The 20,400-nt window shown below is 43.8% G+C and carries 18 protein-coding genes; 8 read left to right on the top strand and 10 right to left on the bottom strand.

Annotated features, from left to right (window positions below; genetic code table 11):
• Nucleotides 1–252 precede the first annotated feature (252 nt).
• The 4 genes from phnW to OCV30_RS18885 all read left to right on the top strand — a co-directional run bounded on the left by phnW (nt 253) and on the right by OCV30_RS18885 (nt 5,111).
• Entirely contained in the window at nt 253–1,356 is a 1,104-nt protein-coding gene (phnW, locus tag OCV30_RS18900; RefSeq protein WP_065679306.1) for a 2-aminoethylphosphonate--pyruvate transaminase, read from the top strand.
• Nucleotides 1,356–2,795 carry an aspartate aminotransferase family protein gene (locus OCV30_RS18895; protein WP_065679307.1) on the top strand — a complete coding sequence of 480 codons (1,440 nt, stop codon included), beginning with the start codon at nt 1,356–1,358 and terminating at the stop codon, nt 2,793–2,795. Before phnW ends, OCV30_RS18895 begins: the two co-directional genes overlap by 1 nt.
• Before the next feature lie 84 nt (nt 2,796–2,879).
• Entirely contained in the window at nt 2,880–3,698 is an 819-nt protein-coding gene (gene phnX, locus OCV30_RS18890) for a phosphonoacetaldehyde hydrolase (RefSeq protein ID WP_065679308.1), read from the top strand.
• Between the two features lie 351 nt (nt 3,699–4,049).
• Nucleotides 4,050–5,111 (top strand): OmpA family protein, encoded by a 1,062-nt coding sequence (locus tag OCV30_RS18885; protein WP_065679309.1) that lies wholly within the window; start codon nt 4,050–4,052, stop codon nt 5,109–5,111.
• A gap of 143 nt (nt 5,112–5,254) precedes the next feature.
• On the opposite strand, the gene OCV30_RS18880 is transcribed toward OCV30_RS18885, so the two are convergent.
• Complete coding sequence (locus OCV30_RS18880; protein WP_065679310.1) at nt 5,255–5,653, bottom strand: OsmC family protein; 399 nt, start codon at nt 5,651–5,653, stop codon at nt 5,255–5,257.
• 196 nt (nt 5,654–5,849) lie between these two features.
• Here OCV30_RS18880 and msrB point away from each other — a divergent pair, with 196 nt between their 5' ends.
• On the top strand, nt 5,850–6,992 hold the full coding sequence (gene msrB / locus OCV30_RS18875; RefSeq protein ID WP_065679311.1) for a peptide-methionine (R)-S-oxide reductase MsrB: 1,143 nt from the start codon (nt 5,850–5,852) through the stop codon (nt 6,990–6,992).
• Between the two features lie 73 nt (nt 6,993–7,065).
• Here the strand turns inward: msrB and OCV30_RS18870 are convergent, their stop codons facing one another.
• The 3 genes from OCV30_RS18870 to OCV30_RS18860 form a co-directional block, all read right to left on the bottom strand.
• The gene (locus tag OCV30_RS18870; RefSeq protein WP_261879033.1) at nt 7,066–8,442 is read right to left on the bottom strand and encodes an IS4 family transposase; all 1,377 of its coding nucleotides are present in this window, start codon (nt 8,440–8,442) and stop codon (nt 7,066–7,068) included.
• Between the two features lie 169 nt (nt 8,443–8,611).
• Entirely contained in the window at nt 8,612–9,979 is a 1,368-nt protein-coding gene (locus OCV30_RS18865) for a TrkH family potassium uptake protein (RefSeq protein ID WP_065678187.1), read from the bottom strand.
• A gap of 41 nt (nt 9,980–10,020) precedes the next feature.
• Nucleotides 10,021–10,677: a potassium channel family protein gene (locus OCV30_RS18860; protein WP_065678186.1), complete on the bottom strand. Its 657-nt coding sequence runs from the start codon at nt 10,675–10,677 to the stop codon at nt 10,021–10,023.
• Between the two features lie 184 nt (nt 10,678–10,861).
• Between OCV30_RS18860 and OCV30_RS18855 the strand changes: the two genes are divergently transcribed.
• The 3 genes from OCV30_RS18855 to OCV30_RS18845 all read left to right on the top strand — a co-directional run bounded on the left by OCV30_RS18855 (nt 10,862) and on the right by OCV30_RS18845 (nt 15,091).
• The gene (locus OCV30_RS18855) at nt 10,862–11,974 is read left to right on the top strand and encodes a mechanosensitive ion channel family protein (protein WP_065678185.1); all 1,113 of its coding nucleotides are present in this window, start codon (nt 10,862–10,864) and stop codon (nt 11,972–11,974) included.
• 141 nt (nt 11,975–12,115) lie between these two features.
• Nucleotides 12,116–13,651 carry a mannose-1-phosphate guanylyltransferase/mannose-6-phosphate isomerase gene (locus tag OCV30_RS18850; protein WP_065678184.1) on the top strand — a complete coding sequence of 512 codons (1,536 nt, stop codon included), beginning with the start codon at nt 12,116–12,118 and terminating at the stop codon, nt 13,649–13,651.
• Between the two features lie 15 nt (nt 13,652–13,666).
• Nucleotides 13,667–15,091 (top strand): phosphohexomutase domain-containing protein, encoded by a 1,425-nt coding sequence (locus tag OCV30_RS18845; RefSeq protein ID WP_065678183.1) that lies wholly within the window; start codon nt 13,667–13,669, stop codon nt 15,089–15,091.
• 113 nt (nt 15,092–15,204) lie between these two features.
• On the opposite strand, the gene aroG is transcribed toward OCV30_RS18845, so the two are convergent.
• The 6 genes from aroG to OCV30_RS18815 all read right to left on the bottom strand — a co-directional run bounded on the left by aroG (nt 15,205) and on the right by OCV30_RS18815 (nt 20,357).
• On the bottom strand, nt 15,205–16,257 hold the full coding sequence (gene aroG / locus OCV30_RS18840) for a 3-deoxy-7-phosphoheptulonate synthase AroG (protein WP_065678182.1): 1,053 nt from the start codon (nt 16,255–16,257) through the stop codon (nt 15,205–15,207).
• A gap of 686 nt (nt 16,258–16,943) precedes the next feature.
• Entirely contained in the window at nt 16,944–17,516 is a 573-nt protein-coding gene (locus OCV30_RS18835; protein ID WP_065678181.1) for a hypothetical protein, read from the bottom strand.
• A 130-nt stretch (nt 17,517–17,646) separates the two neighbouring features.
• Nucleotides 17,647–18,474: an abortive infection family protein gene (locus tag OCV30_RS18830; protein ID WP_065678180.1), complete on the bottom strand. Its 828-nt coding sequence runs from the start codon at nt 18,472–18,474 to the stop codon at nt 17,647–17,649.
• 530 nt (nt 18,475–19,004) lie between these two features.
• Nucleotides 19,005–19,223, bottom strand: a complete 219-nt coding sequence (locus tag OCV30_RS18825) for a DUF3820 family protein (protein WP_009845653.1) — start codon at nt 19,221–19,223, stop codon at nt 19,005–19,007.
• 12 nt (nt 19,224–19,235) lie between these two features.
• Nucleotides 19,236–19,907: a DUF3313 domain-containing protein gene (locus OCV30_RS18820; RefSeq protein WP_065678179.1), complete on the bottom strand. Its 672-nt coding sequence runs from the start codon at nt 19,905–19,907 to the stop codon at nt 19,236–19,238.
• A 96-nt stretch (nt 19,908–20,003) separates the two neighbouring features.
• Entirely contained in the window at nt 20,004–20,357 is a 354-nt protein-coding gene (locus OCV30_RS18815) for a hypothetical protein (protein ID WP_009845655.1), read from the bottom strand.
• Nucleotides 20,358–20,400 lie beyond the last annotated feature (43 nt).

Below are 20,400 nucleotides of genomic sequence, written 5' to 3'. Positions count from 1 at the left end.
TTTAGGTTATTAGCACATATCTTTACATTGGTATGTACCAGATTTCTAGTATTAAGCTAACTGGCTTTTATGACGATTAAATGAACAAAAAATGGCAATTTAAAGATCGGAAAATTTCTCAACACAAGTGACAAATTTGAATATGAAGCTTTTGTGAAAATAACGTTTGGGCTATTTACGACCGTTTAAATTGGTTGTTAAAGTAACTGCAAATATTGGTATAGTCCAAAATGCAAATCACGAGAATTGAACATGAGAAACGAATACTTACTGCTGACACCGGGTCCTTTATCTACTTCTGAAACCGTTCGCCAAGCGATGCTAAAAGATTGGTGTACTTGGGATGATGAATACAACAAAGACGTGGTTGAAGTGATTCGTAGCAAGCTTGTGACTTTAGCGACTAAGCAAGCGGGATATACAAGTGTATTAATGCAAGGCAGCGGGACTGCTTCAGTTGAAGCAACAATCGGTAGCGTTATCTCTAACAGCGGTAAGCTTCTTGTTGTCGATAACGGTGCGTATGGTGCTCGTATTGCTCAAATCGCAGAATATTTAAACATTCCATGCCATGTCGTTTCCCCAGGTGAAACATCACAGCCTGACTTCAACGAAATGGAAACGGCATTGACCATGGATTCAGACATTACTCACGTGGCGATTGTCCACTGTGAAACCACTACTGGCATGCTGAATCCAATTGAAGAGATTGCCAAATTGGCAAAACAGCACAACAAAACCGTCATTCTTGATGCTATGTCGAGTTTTGGTGGCATCCCTATGGATATTGCTGACTTAGGCATCGACTACATGATCAGCTCAGCAAACAAATGCATTCAAGGCGTCCCCGGGTTCGGCTTTGTTATTGCTAAGCAATCAGAACTGGAAAAGTGCAAAGGCCAAGCTCGCTCATTAAGCCTTGATCTGTTTGACCAATGGCACTGCATGGAAAGCAACCACGGTAAATGGCGCTTCACCTCCCCGACTCATACGGTGCGCGCTTTCTATCAAGCTCTACTTGAATTGGAGCAAGAAGGCGGCATCAAAGCTCGTCATAGTCGCTACCAAACCAACCAAACTACATTGGTTGCCGGCATGCGTTCTCTTGGCTTTGAACCACTGCTTAATGATGACCTTCATTCACCTATCATCACCTCTTTCTATTCTCCAACTCATAGCGATTACCAATTCAAGGAATTCTATGACCGTTTAAAACAACAAGGGTTTGTGATTTACCCGGGCAAGGTTTCAAACGCAGACTGCTTTCGTATCGGTAACATTGGTGAAGTGTATCCGTCAGACATTGAAGCTCTCATTGGCGCAGTAAAAAACGCTATGTACTGGGACATCAAATAATGACGAGGACCAATCAAGAGCCTGTTCTAAAGGCCACACACTTTCGAAGTGAAGGCGATGTGAACACCACGCCAGCGCGTGAAAAGTGGAATGAGTCGCTAAACGATGATGCGACTCAAGCGATGTTAAAGCGCGATTCTGACGTATTTCTTCATCAAGCCATGTCAACACCTTGCCTAGACACGCTTGAAACCGCTGAAGGCATCTACATTCAAGATGCGACTGGCAAGAAGTACATGGACTTTCACGGCAACAATGTTCATCAACTAGGCTATGGTCATCCCCACATCATCAATAAAGTGACTCAGCAAATGGCGTCATTGCCGTTTTCACCACGTCGCTTCACCAATGAGACGGCCGTTCATTGCGCTGAAAAACTCACACAGATCTGCGGTGGTGATTTGAATCGCGTGTTGTTTGCTCCCGGTGGTACATCGGTGATCGGCATGGCACTCAAACTGGCTCGACATGTCACCAACAACTTCAAAGTAGTATCGCTATGGGATTCATTCCATGGCGCGTCACTGGATGCAATCTCTGTCGGCGGTGAAGCTTGTTTTCGCGAGGGTATGGGGCCGTTAATGGCTGGCGTAGAACGTATTCCACCAGCGGTTTCCTATCGTGGTGCCTTCCCGCTTAATGACTCTTTATCGCTTCGCGGGCAAAACTCAGGCGATGGGAACGAGACCGCATGTGATGTGCACTACGCTGATTACCTTGAATACGTGATTGAAAAAGAAGGCGGTATTGGAGCCTTCATTGCAGAAGCGGTTCGTAACACAGATGTTCAAGTGCCAAGCAAAGCTTACTGGAAGCGCATCCGTGAGATCTGCGACAAGCACAACGTCATGTTGATCATCGACGACATTCCGAACGGCATGGGTCGAAGCGGGGAATGGTTCACACACCAAGCGTTTGATATCGAACCTGACATCCTTTGTATCGGTAAAGGTTTCGGCGGCGGCTTAGTTCCAATTGCGGCCATGGTCACCAAAGACGAATACAACACGGCAGCGCAAGTATCTCTTGGTCACTATACCCATGAGAAAAGCCCTATTGGCTGCGCGGCAGCACTCGCGACCATGGAAGTGATTGAGCAAGAAAACCTACTTGAAAAAGTACAAGCGGACAGCGTATTCGTGCGTGAACAGCTGCTTCAAATGAAAGAGAAATACCCAGTCATTGGTGACGTTCGCGGCATCGGCCTGCTCTGGGGGGTGGAATTGGTCACTGACCACATCACCAAAACCCGAGCTTTCGATGAAGCAGAAGCAGTACTTTACCAATGCCTGAACGATGGCCTGAGCTTTAAGGTGTCACAAGGTAACGTGATTCAGTTAAGCCCACCATTGCTCATCAGCCGTAGCGAACTAGAAGTCGCTCTGTCTGTATTCGAAAAAGCGATAGCGAAAGTCTGTAAAGACTTTGAATACCTTTAAACCATCATTTAGCCAATAACTTAAAACAATCATTCATCTCCCAGAACAACCTGAGCCGGGAGAGAACAGAAATAGGACACGACTATGAACACAACATCACCTATCCAAGCGGTTATCTTTGACTGGGCTGGCACTATCGTTGATTTTGGATCATTTGCTCCAACCAGTATTTTCGTTGAAGCATTCAGACAAGGTTTCGACTTTGATATCGACTTAGCAGAAGCGCGAGAACCCATGGGGATCGGCAAATGGGACCACATCCAAGCAGTTGGTCGAATCCCAGCTGTTAACGCTCGTTGGAATGCTCAATTCGGGCGCTCGATGACCAGTGAAGACGTTGATGCGATCTACGCGGCATTCATGCCTCTTCAGAAAGCAAAAGTAGCAGACCACGCAGCACCCATTTTAAACGCGATTGAAGTCGTGAATAACTTAAAAGAAAAGAACGTAAAAATCGGCTCTTGTTCTGGTTACCCACGAGAGGTGATGGACGTACTAATTCCAGTTGCAGCAGATTACGGTTACCTTCCTGACAACGTAGTTGCAACTGACGACTTACCGCAAGGCGGTCGCCCTGCTCCATTCATGGCACTTAAAAACGTCATTGACCTAGATGTGACGAACGTCGCTGCGTGTGTGAAAGTGGATGACGCTGCACCGGGTATCGATGAAGGCCACAACGCAGGCATGTGGACAGTAGGCCTTGTACTATCAGGCAACGAAGCAGGCTTAACCTACCAAGAATATGTGGATGCCGACGAAGCGACACTTGCTGCTGCGCGAGAAAAAGCAAGCGTGAAGCTAAACAAATCAAACCCGCACTACCTGATCGATACCATCGCAGATCTACCAGGCGTCATTGCAGACATTGAAAAACGTTTGTTAGCCGGTGAACGCCCATAACGGCTATACCTCCTCTAACGCCTGCAATTTAGGCTATGTAACCAAATAATCCGAGCACATAAAAAATGAAACCTCGCATCACGTAAAAATGATACGAGGTTTCGTCGTTTCCAACATTTGAGACAGCAATTGTTCGACAAAAAAGTTATAAATAGCACCTTGAAAAATATAAATCCCAACAATCACATTGACTCTCATAAGCAATCAGACTAACAATGTATTAACAGTTCTGGAAAAGGTTCTGCCTGAATCAACTCCTTGATTTACTTACTTTTGCAGTGTCCCATCCGGTAAGTTTTCGCTTTAAAGGCCAGTTCAGATAACAATAAAAATTAATCCAAGGATAAGATTATGAAAAAACTTTCAAAAATCATGTGTGCTGTGATCGCAGCTTCAGGCTTCGCTGCTGCTCCCTCAATTGCTGCAACCACTTATGTGGGTGCGAAAGTCGGAATGGGGTGGCTAGATAGCGCTTGTGTCGACAACGTTGACTGTGAAGATGATTCAGTTGCGGGTGGTGTTTACGGTGGTTACAATTTTACCGATAACATTGCTCTAGAATTGAATGCAGATTACTTAGGTGATTATGACACCAGCTTTAACAACAACGGAGCGACTCAAAGATACAGCGATTCTATCGTAGCCATTTCTTTGAGCCCAATGTATCGACTAGCGATTAAACAAGAGTTTGATATCTTCTTCAAAGCCGGCCCGGCTTACATCATGCACGATGACGAAGATGACGTAGTATTGTCTCTTGGTATCGGTGCTGAAAAGCAATTTGCTGAAGACTGGGCACTGCGTGTTGAATATCAATACTTCGATGATTTCGATGATAAATTCGTGCAAGACTTAAACTCTAACCTTGTTACCGTTGGCCTTAGCTACAACTTTGGTACAGGTAACACAACGGCTTCAGCAGCAGCCGCTTCTGCAGCCGTTATAACACAGGCTCCTGCAGAGCCAATTGCCGAACCAGAAGTCATTGTTGTTGAAGAAGAAGTTGTGGTTACTAAAGCGAAAACTGAAAGCTTCTCTCAAGGTATGTTTGAGACAAACAGCACTGAATTATCTTCAGAAGGCAAATCTGCATTAATGCCATTAGTTGAAGTACTGCAAGCTCACCCTCAATCATCAGTTAATGTTGTTGGTCACACTGATTCAACAGGTGCGGCAGAGTACAACATGATGATCTCTAAGAAGCGTGCTGCTGCTGTAGCCGCATACATTGAAGAGCAGGGCATTGCAGCTGACCGCATTGCAGCTTCAGGTGAAGGGGAAGAAAACCCTGTAGCATCAAACGCTACAGCTGAAGGTCGTGCGCAAAACCGTCGTGTTGACGCAACGATCCCAAGCTTCGAATACCAAGAAAAAGCGCAAATGGAAGAAGTTATCGTAGAAACTGCTGAATAATAGCACTCTACCTTAATTAAAATAATAAGGGCGGAGCACTTTCAAGTGCTCCGCCCTTTTCTTTATCAGGCTCTCCCCATATGCCGTCAGCTATAAGTAGAAGCCGTAAAAATCAGTCTACCGCCAAGCTGTACAATCAGAGACTAGACTATTTCCCAGCTGTGGGTCATCTCTACACCAGCACCCAGCATTAAGCATACTGAACAGTATTTTTCTAATGAATCCGCACAGACCTTAGCAACCAACTCAGGATCAAGATTTTCACCCGACACTTCAAAGTGAATATTAATCACAGTAAAGATTTTTGGCGCCGTTTCACGACGTGTGGTTTCAAGCTTTGCATTACAGCCCATGATGTTTTGGCCTGCAGATTTCAAGCCATCAACCACATCAACAGAGCTACAACCGCCAGCAGCCATTAGCACCATTTCCATAGGGCTTGGCGCGGTAGCACCGCCACTGCCATCCATAACGACAGAGTGACCTGATTGAGATTGACCTAGGAATTTAAAGCCTTCGACCCATTTAACTTCTGCTTGCATGTTGTTCCTTAGATGTACGGAAACCGCCATCATTATCTATTATATCAATAATGGACACCCTACTACTGGCAGCATTTATGAGCAAGATTTTCTGTTTGAGATATTTTTTTCATGAATAGTGTAATTTTTTCCATCTAAACCCTGTCTCTATTCGTACATTCAAAATCGAATGAAAAGACGTCAAGATGAGGTATCTATGAATAAATTATCTAAAATATTGGTATCACTCGTGGTTGCGCTACCACTGATTTCGCTGTTTGTGAGCCAGACTGGCACTGCCAATACAATGGATAAAACGGCTAACTCAGGTAAGAGCGAAATAGCGACACTGGCTGGTGGTTGTTTTTGGTGTACAGAATCCGATCTGGAGAAGCTGACAGGAGTCTCGGATGTTGTCTCAGGATATTCTGGTGGCGAATTAGAGAATCCAACCTATAAACAAGTTTCATCAGGTAAGTCTGGTCACATCGAAGTGATCAACGTGACTTACAACCCTGATGTGGTTAGCTACGAACAGGTGCTTGACCAATTCTTCAGACACATCGACCCAACTGATGACAAAGGTTCATTCGTTGACAGAGGTCCACAATATCGACCTGCTGTTTTCTATCATAACCAGGAGCAAAAAGACATCGCTCAGAACTTCATGATGGAAATCGATAAGGCTCAAATCTTTGGTGAACCATTAAAAACAGAACTGATTAAGTTTGAAAAATTCTGGCCAGCAGAAGATTACCATCAAGATTATTACAAGAAGAGCAAGGTTCGTTATAACTACTACCGCTACGCTTCTGGTCGTGATCAATACCTAGATAAAATCTTCGGTGATGATAGAAAAGAAAATCCGAAAACGATCCGCCAAATCATCGATGGCAAAAATGCGACAGCTAATGCTAAAACATACACCAAGCCGTCTGATGCAGAGATCAAAGCATCTCTAACTTCACTGCAATACGATGTCACACAAGACGACGCAACAGAGCGCCCATTTGACAACAAATACTGGGATAACAAGCAAGAAGGTATTTACGTTGATATCGTAACGGGTGAACCTTTGTTCTCTTCAAAAGACAAATACAAGTCAGGTACAGGTTGGCCAAGCTTTGCACAACCAATCAGCGAAGCTTATGTGGTAACAACTACTGACTACAAGCTGCTTTACCCAAGAACAGAGGTTCGTAGTAAATTTGGTGACTCTCACCTAGGGCATGTATTTAAAGATGGTCCAAAGCCAACAGGTTTACGCTACTGCATGAATTCAGCCGCTATGCGCTTTATCCCAGCAGATAAATTGGCTGAGGAAGGCTACGAAGAATATATGGAAATGTTCGAAGGCTAAGTGCTAAGAAATTAGTGCGGCACCTATACCAACAAAGCCAGCATATTCGCCTGTCTCTTGATCACAAGTCTGGTTAATCAAGAGACTTAGCGAGTTCATACCCTTCAAGGATGGTTTGTAACCTAAGCCATCCTTGCCATAACGCCTTTATAGAAGCGCGACCTGTTCGCTTGGTATTCTTCCAGCCACCTAACCGAGCAATACCGTTGTAAGCCCATGATATATTAGGCGCTTCTTTCGGTAGTTTTTTGCTCTCCAACTTGAGCCACATTAACTTCCACGCTTTGCCTTTTAATACCTGCTCACAACTGCTCTTAGATAACTCGTCTGATTCATTCATAAACCTCAACTGGAGTAACCGAGTCGCGATAAAAGCCAAAACGACGCTGAGCCTTTCTAAGTTATCCTTACTTTGCATTCTCAGTTGCTCAACTTCAGTCCCTTCACTTTTCCAGACTTTATGAAAATCTTCTATTAGCCAGCGCCGCTCATAATAACTGACGATTTTGAGTGCCTCTTCCTTGCTCGTTATCGGCTCTGAAGTCAGTAAGTGCCATGCGAGCTTATTACCACTCTCTCCTTGTTCTATACATCCCACGTAGTAAAGCGGAATGTTATCGAACTCTTTCTTGTTAGCAGGAGACTTGAGTGTCACGGGGGCATATTTGATATCTAAATGAGCCTTGCGAGCTTTACGACCGCCTTTTTGCGGTATTTCGAGCACTTTCTCTCCGGCTGATAACAGGGTAGAGGCATAGCTATAAAGACGATTATCATGCTCTTCAATACAGCGGCTTTGCATTGAGCGAACGAGGAACCTTTGTTGTTGCTCTCGCTTGTAAGTGAGGTATTCAAATAGGTCGGCTTCTCTATCGCACACAGAAATGACATCCGAAATTTTATCGCCAAGTCGCTCAGCGACATGGCGAGAGGCTTGTTCCCACTTATAACTTTCTTTCTCTTTGTATGGTCGAGTCGCATGCTGGTGCCTTTGACCTCGCTTTTCTATATCACGAGTCCAGCGCTGTTGTTCAATTAAACCAATAACAGATTGAGTGTCGGGAGCAAAAAGTAAGGTTGAGTGTACGAACATGGCGCGATGTCGATTACCTTGATTGGAGTGCCCGAGTTCATCTCGAATGCTGCGATGGGAGTAACTGAGAGAAGTGGTGTCTTCTAAGGCAAGAAGTGTCTGTTGCTCTAATGCTTCTTGTGCAGTGACATAAAAACCCGCTTCTGCGATATCTTCTGCTTTGATTTGCTCATTACGGATGAAGCGATAAGCCCCTTCCATTTCAGCAGGGGAGATAATGAGTTTCGAGACGGGTACGCCAGGTTGCTCGGCCAGTGAGGCTGCGAGAGCAACGAGTCTTTGAGTGCGTCTAGGGTCATTAAGGTGGGCTTGACCGAACTGTTTTTGTGCCCAAAGGGTTGGCTCTATATAGGTCATGATAATCATCCTTGTCATTGCTTAGATGATCAGATCATGAAACCTAAAAATAGTTCAAAAAAAATCCCCAAGCGTGGCTTAGGGATTTGTGTATAAGAGACAGGCATATTCGCTGGCTTTGTTTTTCTAACGCACTAACAAGAAGGGTTAACTTAGCCTGTTAACCTTATTAACCTGTTAGCACCGTATCTTCTGGGTATTTCAACAACGAAGGTTCTGGACGAGCTAACATGTACGCCAAAGTGAGAGGACCAATACGTCCGATTACCATCACCACAATCATAATGTATTTGCCCGGCTCAGTGAGATTTGCAGTGAGTCCCGCTGTTAGACCGACGGTTGCAAAAGCAGAAATCACTTCAAACATCACGCGGTCAAACGCGGCTTGCTCAGTGAGCATTAACAAAAACATCGCGGTGGTTAATAGCGCTCCACTGACCACAATAATGGCCAATGACTTTGTTACCGCTTGCCAAGTCACGGTGCGCTTAAACATCACGACATGCTTTTTCTGACGCAAGAATGTCCAAGTTGCAACAAACGCAACCGCGAAAGTCGAGACCTTAATACCACCACCAGTGGAAGTCGAACCAGCACCAATCAACATCAGTACTATCATCACCAATAATGCCGGTTGCGTATATTGAGACAAATCGACACTATTGAAACCAGCGGTACGAGCACTCGCAGACTGGAAAAATGCCGCTAGCCATTGCCCTTGTGTCGACAAGCCCTCCATCGTCGCTGAGTTATTTCTCTCCAACAACCAAAACATCACCGTGCCCACCAACAATAACGTCGGTGTCGCCGTTAGCATAATCTTGCTATGTAAGTGCAGATGTTGGAAACCTTTACGCCAGTTACTCGATAAGTCGCCGACGACTGTAAAACCAAGTCCACCAAAGATGAACAAGCCCGCTAAGGTAAAGATCACCAAAGGATCATCAACAAAACTCATCATACTGTCTGAGAACAGCGCGAAACCTGCGTTATTGAATGCAGATATAGCGTGAAAGAGTGCATAAAAGCTTCCCGTTGCCCATCCCATTTCTGGAACCCAACGGAAACAGAGCAATACAAAACCGACAAACTCCGCCACCAACGCAAAGATAATGATCTTCTTAACTAATTTACGGAGATTAATCTTACGATCTTGTCCAAGTGCTTCTTTTGCCAATGCTTGTTGTTTAAGGCTTAATCGGACACCAAACATATAGAGCAGTACCGCAGACAGAGTCATCTGCCCTAACCCACCAACTTGCATCAAGAACATCAGTAAGATTTTACCTGCCAAGGTGAAGTGCTGACCAGTATCGACAACACCTAAACCTGTCACACTGATCGCTGACGTGGCAGTAAACAGTGCATCCGTAAAGCTTAGCCCTGTCACCGAGAACACAGGCAGCGTCAGCAAGATTGCTGAGGGGATAAGAACACCTAAGAAGCTCGTAAGGATAATCTTAGGTTCAGAGCCTTTGCGTGGCTTCTTATCACTTTTAAGGGTGTAGAAAGTACCTTTTCGTTTTACCGAATTCATACTGTTACCTTACTTACCGATTGCCGATTGCCGATTGCCAATTACCAATTGCGTAGCTTTCTAGATAAAGTATCTTTCGGCCCAGCGATGATCACCACATCCCCAATTTCTAAACTCACATCCAGTTCTGGTGCTTTCGTTAAGTTCGGGCCTCGCTTGAAGCCAAGTACCTCCACACCAACCTCTTTGCACAGCTTAAGGTCACCAAGTTTCTTACCCAACAAATTAGAACCAATAACGATTTCCGTCATCGCTAAGCCACTGCCAAGGTCGATAAACTCAAGAACGCGTCTATCCAACATTTTACGCGCGACACGAATACCCATGTCTCGCTCGGGCATAATGATGTGGTCAGCACCAATCTTAGAGAGGATCTTGCCGTGGAACTTATCATTCGCCTTAACCCAGACTGCCTTTGCGCCTGACTCTTTAACGACCAAGGTCGTTAGAATACTGGAATTAACATCAGAGCCAATCGACACCATCACCATGTCGTATTCATCGAGCCTTAACTCTTTAACTGTCTCTTCGCTTGTACAGTTCGCAACAATCGCTTGAGAAACAAGAGCCGCCGCATCTTTCACTCGCTCTTCATCAATATCAACGGCGAGTACCTGTGAGCCTGAACTTTGTAGCTCTTTACAGACAGAGAGACCAAAACGTCCCAAGCCAATAACTGCATATTGTTTGTCACTCATTTATTACTCCACTTACAAAGCTACGTAGCATCGAAAACAAATAATGAAATTGTCTTCATACAAAAAAACGACTATATATCCATATAGAGATACAATTGTCAGCTAATCGCTTGATTTATAAAGGTAGAGAACAAAAGTGATTTCTGCTAATTTCTAACCCACTATTTCTGCGGCAGTACACACAATGAATGAATTCATAACCCAAGTACAAACCTACATTAACCAGAGCCATAGTGATTGGGCAAACAGCGTCCTATTCATCACTATTGCGAGCTTTCTCGCTTGGGTCGCTTGGCGAATTATCCATAATCGCTTAGAAATTCTGGTTCAGAAAACCCCATTCCACTGGGATGACCTACTGCTAGAGGCACTAAAAACACCTGTCAGTACATTACTCTGGTGTTGGCCTGCAACTGTCTCTGTGGGGTTAATCCTTCAAGACCAGTTTGGTAATGAAATTAATTGGTTAAAAACACTTAAGCATATATTAATTATCTGTACCTTCGTTTGGTTTACCTTGCGAATGATCACCAACACTGAAGCGTACGTCTTAGAACAAAAAACCAGAGACGAAACCACAGTACAAGCTATCGCGAAAGTCGCTCGCTTGTTCTTTATGGTGATGGGCGGACTGACCATCATGCAGGCGTTTGGGCTCAGCCTTTCCGGCTTACTCACCTTCGGTGGTGTGGGTGGCTTGATCGTCGGTTTGGCAGCAAAGGATCTACTGTCGAATTTCTTTGGCGGCATGATGATTTATTTCGACCGCCCCTTTAAAGTCGGTGATTGGATACGATCTCCGGATCGTCAAATCGAAGGTACTGTCGAACGCATTGGCTGGCGTATGACCATCATTCGCACTTTTGATAAGCGACCTTTATACGTGCCAAATTCTGTGTTCAGTAACATTGTGGTGGAGAACCCATCAAGAATGTTGAATCGACGAATCAATGAAACCTTCGGGCTTCGTTATCAAGATGCAGACAAGCTAGCTCTAATTGTTGATGAAGTTAGATCCATGCTCGAAACACACCCTGACATTGATGCCAAGCAGACCTTGATTGTTAACTTTGATAAATTCGGACCATCAACTCTTAACTTCTTTATCTACACCTTCACCAAAACGGTTAACTGGGTGAGATACCACGAAGTTAAGCAAGATGTCCTGCTGCAGGTGTTGGCGATTATTCATAGGCACAATGCTGATATCGCCTTCCCAACACAAACACTCAAGATCGATCCTCAAGATTTTGGCGAAGCTCAAGGTATGGTCATTTCCAACTCAGAAGGTCATTAAGAAGCACATCTATATTGCTTATCGTTTATAGCTTGTCGTTAAGTCGATGGGTTATCGATCAGTAAACTGGTTATCGATAAATAAACAGAGTGAAGCGTGGTAACATGGCGCCAGTATTCACATACACCTAATTACCACTTTATGATTTTACCTGTCATTCTAGCTGGCGGCTCCGGAAGCCGCCTCTGGCCATTGTCTCGCGAGCTCTACCCTAAGCAATTCCTCAACATTGCTGGCGAACAATCAATGCTTCAGCAAACGCTTCAACGCTTGCAAGGTCTTGAGGACTATCTAACGGATAGCAAGTGCGCAGCTCCATTCATTATCTGTAATGAAGAACACCGCTTTATTGCTGCAGAACAAGTTCGCGCTGCTAAAATCCAACACAGTGGAATCCTATTAGAGCCTGTAGGCAGAAATACAGCCCCAGCTATTGCGCTTGCTGCCCTACAGGCTCTAAGCAAATCAGTGGATAAGACATCGAACGAATCTGACCCTGTCTTATTAGTGTTGGCGGCCGATCATCACATCGCTAAAACCTCTGAATTTCAACAAACAATTAGCCGTGGTGTCGATTACGCAAAACAAGGGAAACTGGTGACATTCGGTATAACCCCGAATGCTCCAGAGACTGGTTATGGCTATATCAAACAAGGCCAACCACTTCCCTCTAGCCTGCAAATAGAAACCAACACTACAGTGCAATCAGTCCATCATGCCTACACCATAGAGTGCTTCGTAGAAAAGCCAGATAGAGAAACTGCAGAAGCGTACATCCGCTCAGAACAGTACTTATGGAACAGTGGCATGTTCATGTTTAAGGCATCTCGTTATATTGAAGAACTCGCCGAACACCACCCCGAGATATTAACGGCTTGTCAGTTAGCTCTTTCAAAGCAAAATACCGACCTCGACTTTATCCGTATCGACGCAGAAGCATTCAAAAATAGCCCAAGTGACTCTATCGATTATGCCGTGATGGAAAAGACCTCACACGCCGCAGTGATCCCGATGGACGTTGGTTGGAATGATATTGGTTCGTGGTCTGCTATCTGGGATGTCAGTGATAAGGATGAGCACAACAACGTCATTGAGGGCGATGTGTTAACCGTCGACTCTCAACACAACTACATCCATGCGGAGAATAAGCTTGTCGCGACGGTAGGCGTCGAAAACCTCATTATTGTCGAAACCAAAGATGCAATATTGGTTGCGAACAAAGACAAAGTTCAAAGTGTTAAGTCGATTGTTAGCCAACTGAATCAGGCTGGTCGAACGGAGCATGTCCATCATCGCGAGGTCTTTAGGCCTTGGGGTAAATACGACGTGATCGATCTAGGCAAACGAGACAAAGTGAAGCGCATTACAGTCAACGCTGGCCATAGGCTTTCGTTGCAAATGCATCACCATAGAGCGGAGCATTGGGTTGTAGTGGCAGGTACTGCGAAAGTAACCAACGATGAGAAAACGTATCTCGTCGAAGAAGATCAACCCACTTACATTCCGTTAGGTCATATCCACAGCCTTGAGAACCCTGGAGACTCACCTCTCGAAATGATCGAAGTACAAACCGGTAGTCATTTAAGTGAAAACGATATCATTCGATATCAAGACAGCTATGGGCGAGACGTTCGAAACCAACAAGCTTCTTCGTCTCAGAACAACAAATCGAAATAAAGCGGCGACAATCAAGTGAAACCAACATTAGACCTTAACTGCTTTAAGAACAACGATATTCGCGGCATCATTGGTGACCAAATCAATGGGTACTTTGCCTACCTGCTCGGCAAAGCATTTGGAGAATACGCCCTATCCACGACACCTGAAGCCTCATTCGATGGCTTGGCTCAAGTGGTGATTGGTCGTGATAACCGAGAAACGTCCCTTTCATTACAAGAAGCCATGACCAAAGGCTTAATCGAGTCTGGAATAACCGTCGTTGATCTTGGAATGACAGGGACTGAAGAAGTCTACTTTGCAACTCGCCACCTTGGCGCCATTGGCGGAATCCAAATTACGGCAAGCCATAACCCAATTAATTACAACGGAATGAAATTGGTCGGCTTGGACGCTAGCCCGATAAGTAAAAACAGTGGGTTAGATGAAATCAAACTACGCATTAAAGTACTGAATCAAGAGCTGAACAGCGATTTATCTGTCGGTCATGTACAACCAAATAACTCTAGTCGATCGACCAGCATTCTCGCCCCTTATGTAGACCACTTACTCTCGTACATAAACCCATCAAAGTTATCACCAATGAAGGTGCTGGTTAACGCAGGGAACGGCGTTGCAGGACATGTTATCGATGCTTTAGAGAAGCGTTTCAATAAACTCAATGTTCCCGTCACCTTCATCAAAATTCACCATGCTCCTGACGGAAAATTTCCTAATGGCATCCCAAACCCATTGATTAAAGAGAACCAAATAGCGACTCGAAATGCAGTCTTAGCGCATTCCGCTGATCTAGGAATTGCATGGGATGGCGATTTCGACCGTTGTTTTTTCTTTGACGAAAAAGGCAATTACATTGAGGGTTACTATATTGTTGGTTTGCTCGCTGAAGCTTTCTTGCTAAAAGAAGCGGATGCAACCGTATTGCACGATATGCGTATGACATGGAACACGATTGAAGTCGTCAACAAGCTTGGTGGTAAGGCTATTGCAGTCAAAGCTGGGCATGCGCTCATCAAAGAGAAGATGCGAGAGTTAAACGCGGTGTATGGTGGTGAGATGAGCGCACACCATTATTTTCGTGATTTTGGATATTGCGACTCAGGAATGATTCCTTGGCTACTGGTTATTGAACTAATGTCGAAAACCCAACAGTCTCTTTACCAACTGACGAGCGCAAGTATGGATAGATTCCCCTCATCCGGAGAGATCAATCGCAGAGTATCCAACCCAGAGGAAGTCATGGCTTGTGTGTTATTGCACTACCGAGATAATGCCGTTGAGATCGATCACACAGACGGGATCAGCATGAATATGGACACATGGCGCTTCAACTTAAGAAAGTCTAATACCGAGCCATTAATACGCCTTAATGTAGAAACCAGACAAGATAGAGCTTTGCTATCACTTAAAGTCGACGAGCTACTGTCTTTTCTTATTTAAGAGTCCAAGGCGCTTTCCGTTTAAAACTAAAATCCACAAAAAAGCCCTTACTAGCGATTGCTAATAAGGGCTTTGAATTTTTAGCCACTTAGCGACTGGCCGTAATAATTAGATTACTTGTTACGACGTGCTTCAACAGCACCTGCAAGTTGGCGAAGTACTGTTTCAGTATCTTCCCAACCGATACATGCGTCAGTAACAGATTGGCCGTATGTCGCTGCTTTACCGTCAACTAAGTCTTGGCGCCCCTCAACTAGGTGAGACTCAATCATCACACCAAAGATAGCTTTGTCACCGCCAGAGATCTGTGCACTTACGTCATCAGAAACGTTCATTTGGCGTTTGAACTGCTTTGAGCTGTTTGCGTGGCTGAAATCAATCATCACTTTCTGTGGAAGACCTGAAGCTTCTAGCTCTTCTTTAATCTTACCAACGTGCTCTGCACTGTAGTTTGGCTCTTTACCACCACGTAGGATGATATGACAATCAGGGTTACCTGCGGTTTCAACGATCGCTGAGTGGCCGTATTTAGTTACCGACAAGAAGTGGTGAGAAGCGCTTGCAGAGCGAATTGCATCTGTTGCGATCTTGATGTTGCCATCCGTACCATTCTTGAAGCCAACTGGGCAAGATAGACCTGAAGCCAGTTCACGGTGAACTTGAGATTCTGTCGTACGTGCGCCAATTGCGCCCCAGCTGATTAAGTCAGCAACGTATTGCGGCGTGATCATATCTAAGAACTCACTCGCCGTAGGCATCCCCATATCAGTTAGGTCAAGCAGTAGCTTACGCCCTAAACGAAGACCGTCATTTAGTTTGAACGTGTCGTTCATGTACGGGTCATTGATTAGGCCTTTCCAGCCAACAGTGGTACGTGGTTTTTCAAAGTAAACACGCATTACGATTTCTAGGTTATCGCCTAGCTCGTCGCGTAGCACTTTCAAACGTTTACCGTACTCAAGTGCAGCTTCTGTATCATGAATAGAACATGGGCCAACAATAACAAGTAAGCGATCATCGCTATCTTCTAAAATATTGTGGATCGCTTTGCGGCTTTCAAAGGTTGTAGAAGAAGCAATTTCTGTCGCTGGAAACTTTTCTAAAACAGCAACAGGGGGTAATAACTCTTTTACTTTGGTAATTCTTACATCATCAGTCTGGAACATTGCTTACTTCTTCCTATTTTCTATCCTTGAGGCTGAATGCACGTTATCTCACGTCACTTTCCATCAGCATTTATCTTCTTGTTCCCTGTAACTTAACTAGTAAAAACCACAGTTTCAATCACTAATTAAAAAAAAACGCAATTTATTTTGTGTTTTATATTTAAAACACCCTGTATAACATTATTTACACGTTATCGATTGTGCAGTTATCAGACACAGTAAGAACACAGCTCTTCAAACTATCCTGGCTAGATAATGTCTTACGCAACGATAGATAAAAGCTCTTTACCACACTACAGCCTTTACAAAACGCATACACAAAAAATAGAGAGCTAAAGACTTTTCGTCACATAGAGAAAAATGGGAACTAGCACCACAACCTTGGTTTGGATGTTACTCATCGAAGAATAGAACCGATCAAATTTGGCAATTTCTGCGCAGGAACGGTATATGGAGAATTGTACAGGCGAAACAACAGAAGATGTGACGACGAAAGAAACGAAGAACAGCTAACTGGTTGATAAGATTGCTATCGCGACCTTACCTTGGCCTCGATCGTCTTGTGAAAAGCCTCAAAGCGATGTGCCCTTCAAACTCAATTACACAATTTATTTAATAAAGTGGCTTCGGGCTTGTTCAACACTCGGGATTTAGTGTTGGCTACGCAACACCTTAATCCTTATTTGTTAACTTGACTCCATCACCTTAACTTCAGAAACTTTTTGCTGAAGCTCTGCAAAAGTTTTTCCTAAATTTCTTGTATTTAAGTCTATTTGTTCACATAGATATCTTGAGCCCTTATATTCGCCATCCCTCAATCCCAAGTAGGCTTTAATTGCGGTTACATGAGCTGCCCGGAAATCAGATAGTTCACGCTCTATTTCTGGAAAGAAATTGGGAACATACACGTTGATATTGAACATTGGCTTTGCAATATCTGTAAGAAGGTTAAATTGTTTATGAACATAGTCTTTTGCCTCTAACTCATTTGGCTCATTTTGACGGCTAACCCAGACAAAGTCTCTTTGGTTCATAGAAGTTTGGTTAACTAATGAAACTAATTCAGAAAGCTCTGACACTACTTTTTCGTACACCGAAACTTTGTATTGATATTTTTCAAACTTGATCTTTTCGTCAAACTCTTTTTGAACTCGATAGTTCGTTATGACTTGCACTAGAGCAGTTGATATTAAGGCTATGACAGCCGTTACCAAAGCTACATGCTCTGGGCTTATCTTGCTCAAAATACTTTCTTCCACTTATTTCCTCTCATGTTTAATTTGATTGGCAAGTTAACGCCAAGCTAACGTACCCGAAACCGTGGCATAGACTTTTGCGAAGCAAAAATGCCTTGCGTTTTGAGTCACTTTTGATCGCCTTGTTAGCACTTTATTTACCGCGCTTCTCATCCCATGTTTCTAGAACAAATAGCGCAAGTGTATGTGCCGAATGTATAGCTAGCCTAGCGTGCCTTGGTTTAAGTTTATAAGTTTTACGACCTTCACCATGAGCTGAGCTTGCGTGGGTTCTAAAAGCACCAATACCGTCAACAATTGACAAAATACCGGATAATACTCTTTTAAGGTCATCATCTTGCACAAGCTTAGCATCAAACCCTAAGTCAGACCTTACGACTTTCCATACGTTTTGAAGGTCTTGTTTTTGAGGCTGAGGCAAGTTCTCGTCAGCAATATAAACTTTAAAAATTGATTCGAGAATATTGCAAGCAGCTGAAACAGCTTCTCTTGGTTCAGAGTTGACGTTGTCTAATGCTCGGTTAAATTCAGCTTCAATTGATGGGATATCCCTACCTTTAATTAACTCAGATAGTGATTTACTTGGTGCTGAACTACCATCAGAAATAATACCACCAGTTAAATAAGTTAAATTACACCTATCTAAAACCGCTTGAAGCTTTACTTTAAGCTCTTGTTTCTGATCTACAATATTTACACCCCAAAGGACTTTAGTATTGTCCTCCTCTTCCGGCAATTCCATATATGTTTCAATCAGTTTCCCTAATACTTTTAGCGGAAATTCTGATTCTTTGTTTATACGGCGTAACCAAGCTTGGGTTTTAACTGGCTTAGATCCCTCTGGAGGGTCACCAGGAGCATCAGCATACAAAAATAGATTATCTAAACCTGCATGAGACTCAATATTGTATAAAGTGTCTGACAGTACAGCTATTATTGGAGCAGGAATTTCTTTTCGCATACTACCTCGGATTATGACTTAAAGTGCTAACATTTTAATATCGTGCAAGCACGAATTCACCCAGCCAATATATCAAAAAGGTCGCTTATAACCAACTGAATGCTATGCATTTATATGAGTTCAGGTCTAAACATTCAGTGTAAAAACGAGCGTTACACATTTCTGCCGATGTAACGCTCGTTCTCACTCAAAGTTAAACGCCACTCTTCTTTTGGCCATGATTTATTCAATACGCAATAAACTGTCTGTGTGTACAGGTCACTGAGGGGAAGCTAAAGCTAGCCGATTCTGACTCGTCATTAATGAACATAGTGGATGACTAATAATTATTAACAATTAAGACAGGCTCTTTGAGGGAGGTGTTGGGAGTTAATTAAACTTACGGCGATTCAGGTTCATAAACATTCAAAAGGCAAGATTCAGTTCTTGCCTCTTTATCGAATGTTCCTCAGAAAATCACCACTACTCGTCACTTAGGTGTATGGGTTTTGGTTTAGAACTTTGGGGGGACGGACTGGGACTAATTAAGGCTAATAGTCATATTTAAGCGGTTGCACCACAGAATCTAAGCCCTCAATCTTGAGAGCTAAACATAACTGCATTAAGTCGCCCAACTCACCTTGTGGGAAGCCCTTTTTATCGAACCACAGCAAGTATTCTTCAGGCAGGTCAATCAAGGTGCGGCCAGCGTATTTGCCAAAAGGCATTTGCATTCTGGCTAGCTTAATCAGGTTTTCTTTCTCTAGCATTACAAGCTCTTTCTAGACGTCGTCGATGTTCTGTAGAGTATCACCTAAACGTTCAACCCAATAGTTGATCGCATCTTTGGCATCATCTAACGAATCAATCATAGTAGAAAAGTCTTTATTACCCGCTTCGCGGTCGATGGCTGCAAACAATGGAGTGCCGTCTTGCGCATCACTGACCAATAGCTCAACACTGGCGCTCCCAACGTTGGTGTGCTCACCTGTCGTCACCTTAGATATGGTCGACATCGCAAGGCCAAACGGCAGCACACTGCTTGTCACGGCTAAGATCGGATTGGGCGTTTCAACATTACTTAAGGCAATACTCAAACGTAGCGTGTTCCCTGTTGGTTCATCGACAATCGTTTTATGAGGCGATATTTTCGCTTCCAAACGGCTCACCATATGATCTGTGAGCTCCTGAATGTCTTCCTGATCTAATGTGCCTTCTTCTGCCAACACAAAGACTTGGTCGATCACCACAGAGTCATAAGCGTCTAACTTGGATTTCAAACGTTGTTCGTCACGCAGCCCTATCCTTGCCCAAACTAAATCAACGCCTCCATCAGGGCCAGGTCGAAAATCTTCATAACTGGTGAATTTAGTAGCGGTTTTAATTGGGCCGCCTGCACAACCAAACAAAAACATGCTGGTTGCAACAAGCAAAAGGACTTTTAAAGGTTTCATAACGCGCTTAAGTAAATCAAGGGATTAACTAAGTATGCCATACCCTAAGTGAAAAAGTTGTAGAAAAAGAGGTAAAACTCAGAGCTCGATCTAAAATCAATGGTTCTGAACGGTATGTGCATACTCTACGATCACCTGATTGCCTTCGATATAAGCATTTTGGATCTCACCATCAACACTCATTCTACTTTTCAGATAAACCACTTTGGGCCCGGATTCATTGTCTTCTTTAAGTGAAGGGAGCACATTCCTTGGCTCCAAATGAAGCAAACGACAGAAGTGACTAACGAAAGACATGGTTAATGCTTTCTCCCCTCTTAGCACTCGCGAAAAATCCAACTGGTTCATCCCTAGCTTTTTTGAAAACTCCATCTGCGTAATTCGCATTCGAGATTTTTGTGACATCCACGTTTGGTACAAAGCATCTCTATCTTGCTCAGTGAATTCCATTACCGGTTCCTTTATATAATTCATGCCAATCAATTGTCCGGCT

The organism is Vibrio atlanticus (genome assembly GCF_024347315.1).
Classification (GTDB): Bacteria; Pseudomonadota; Gammaproteobacteria; order Enterobacterales; family Vibrionaceae; genus Vibrio; species Vibrio atlanticus.
Note: the sequence above shows the minus strand (reverse complement) of the source record. Positions and strands in the feature narration are given on the sequence as shown.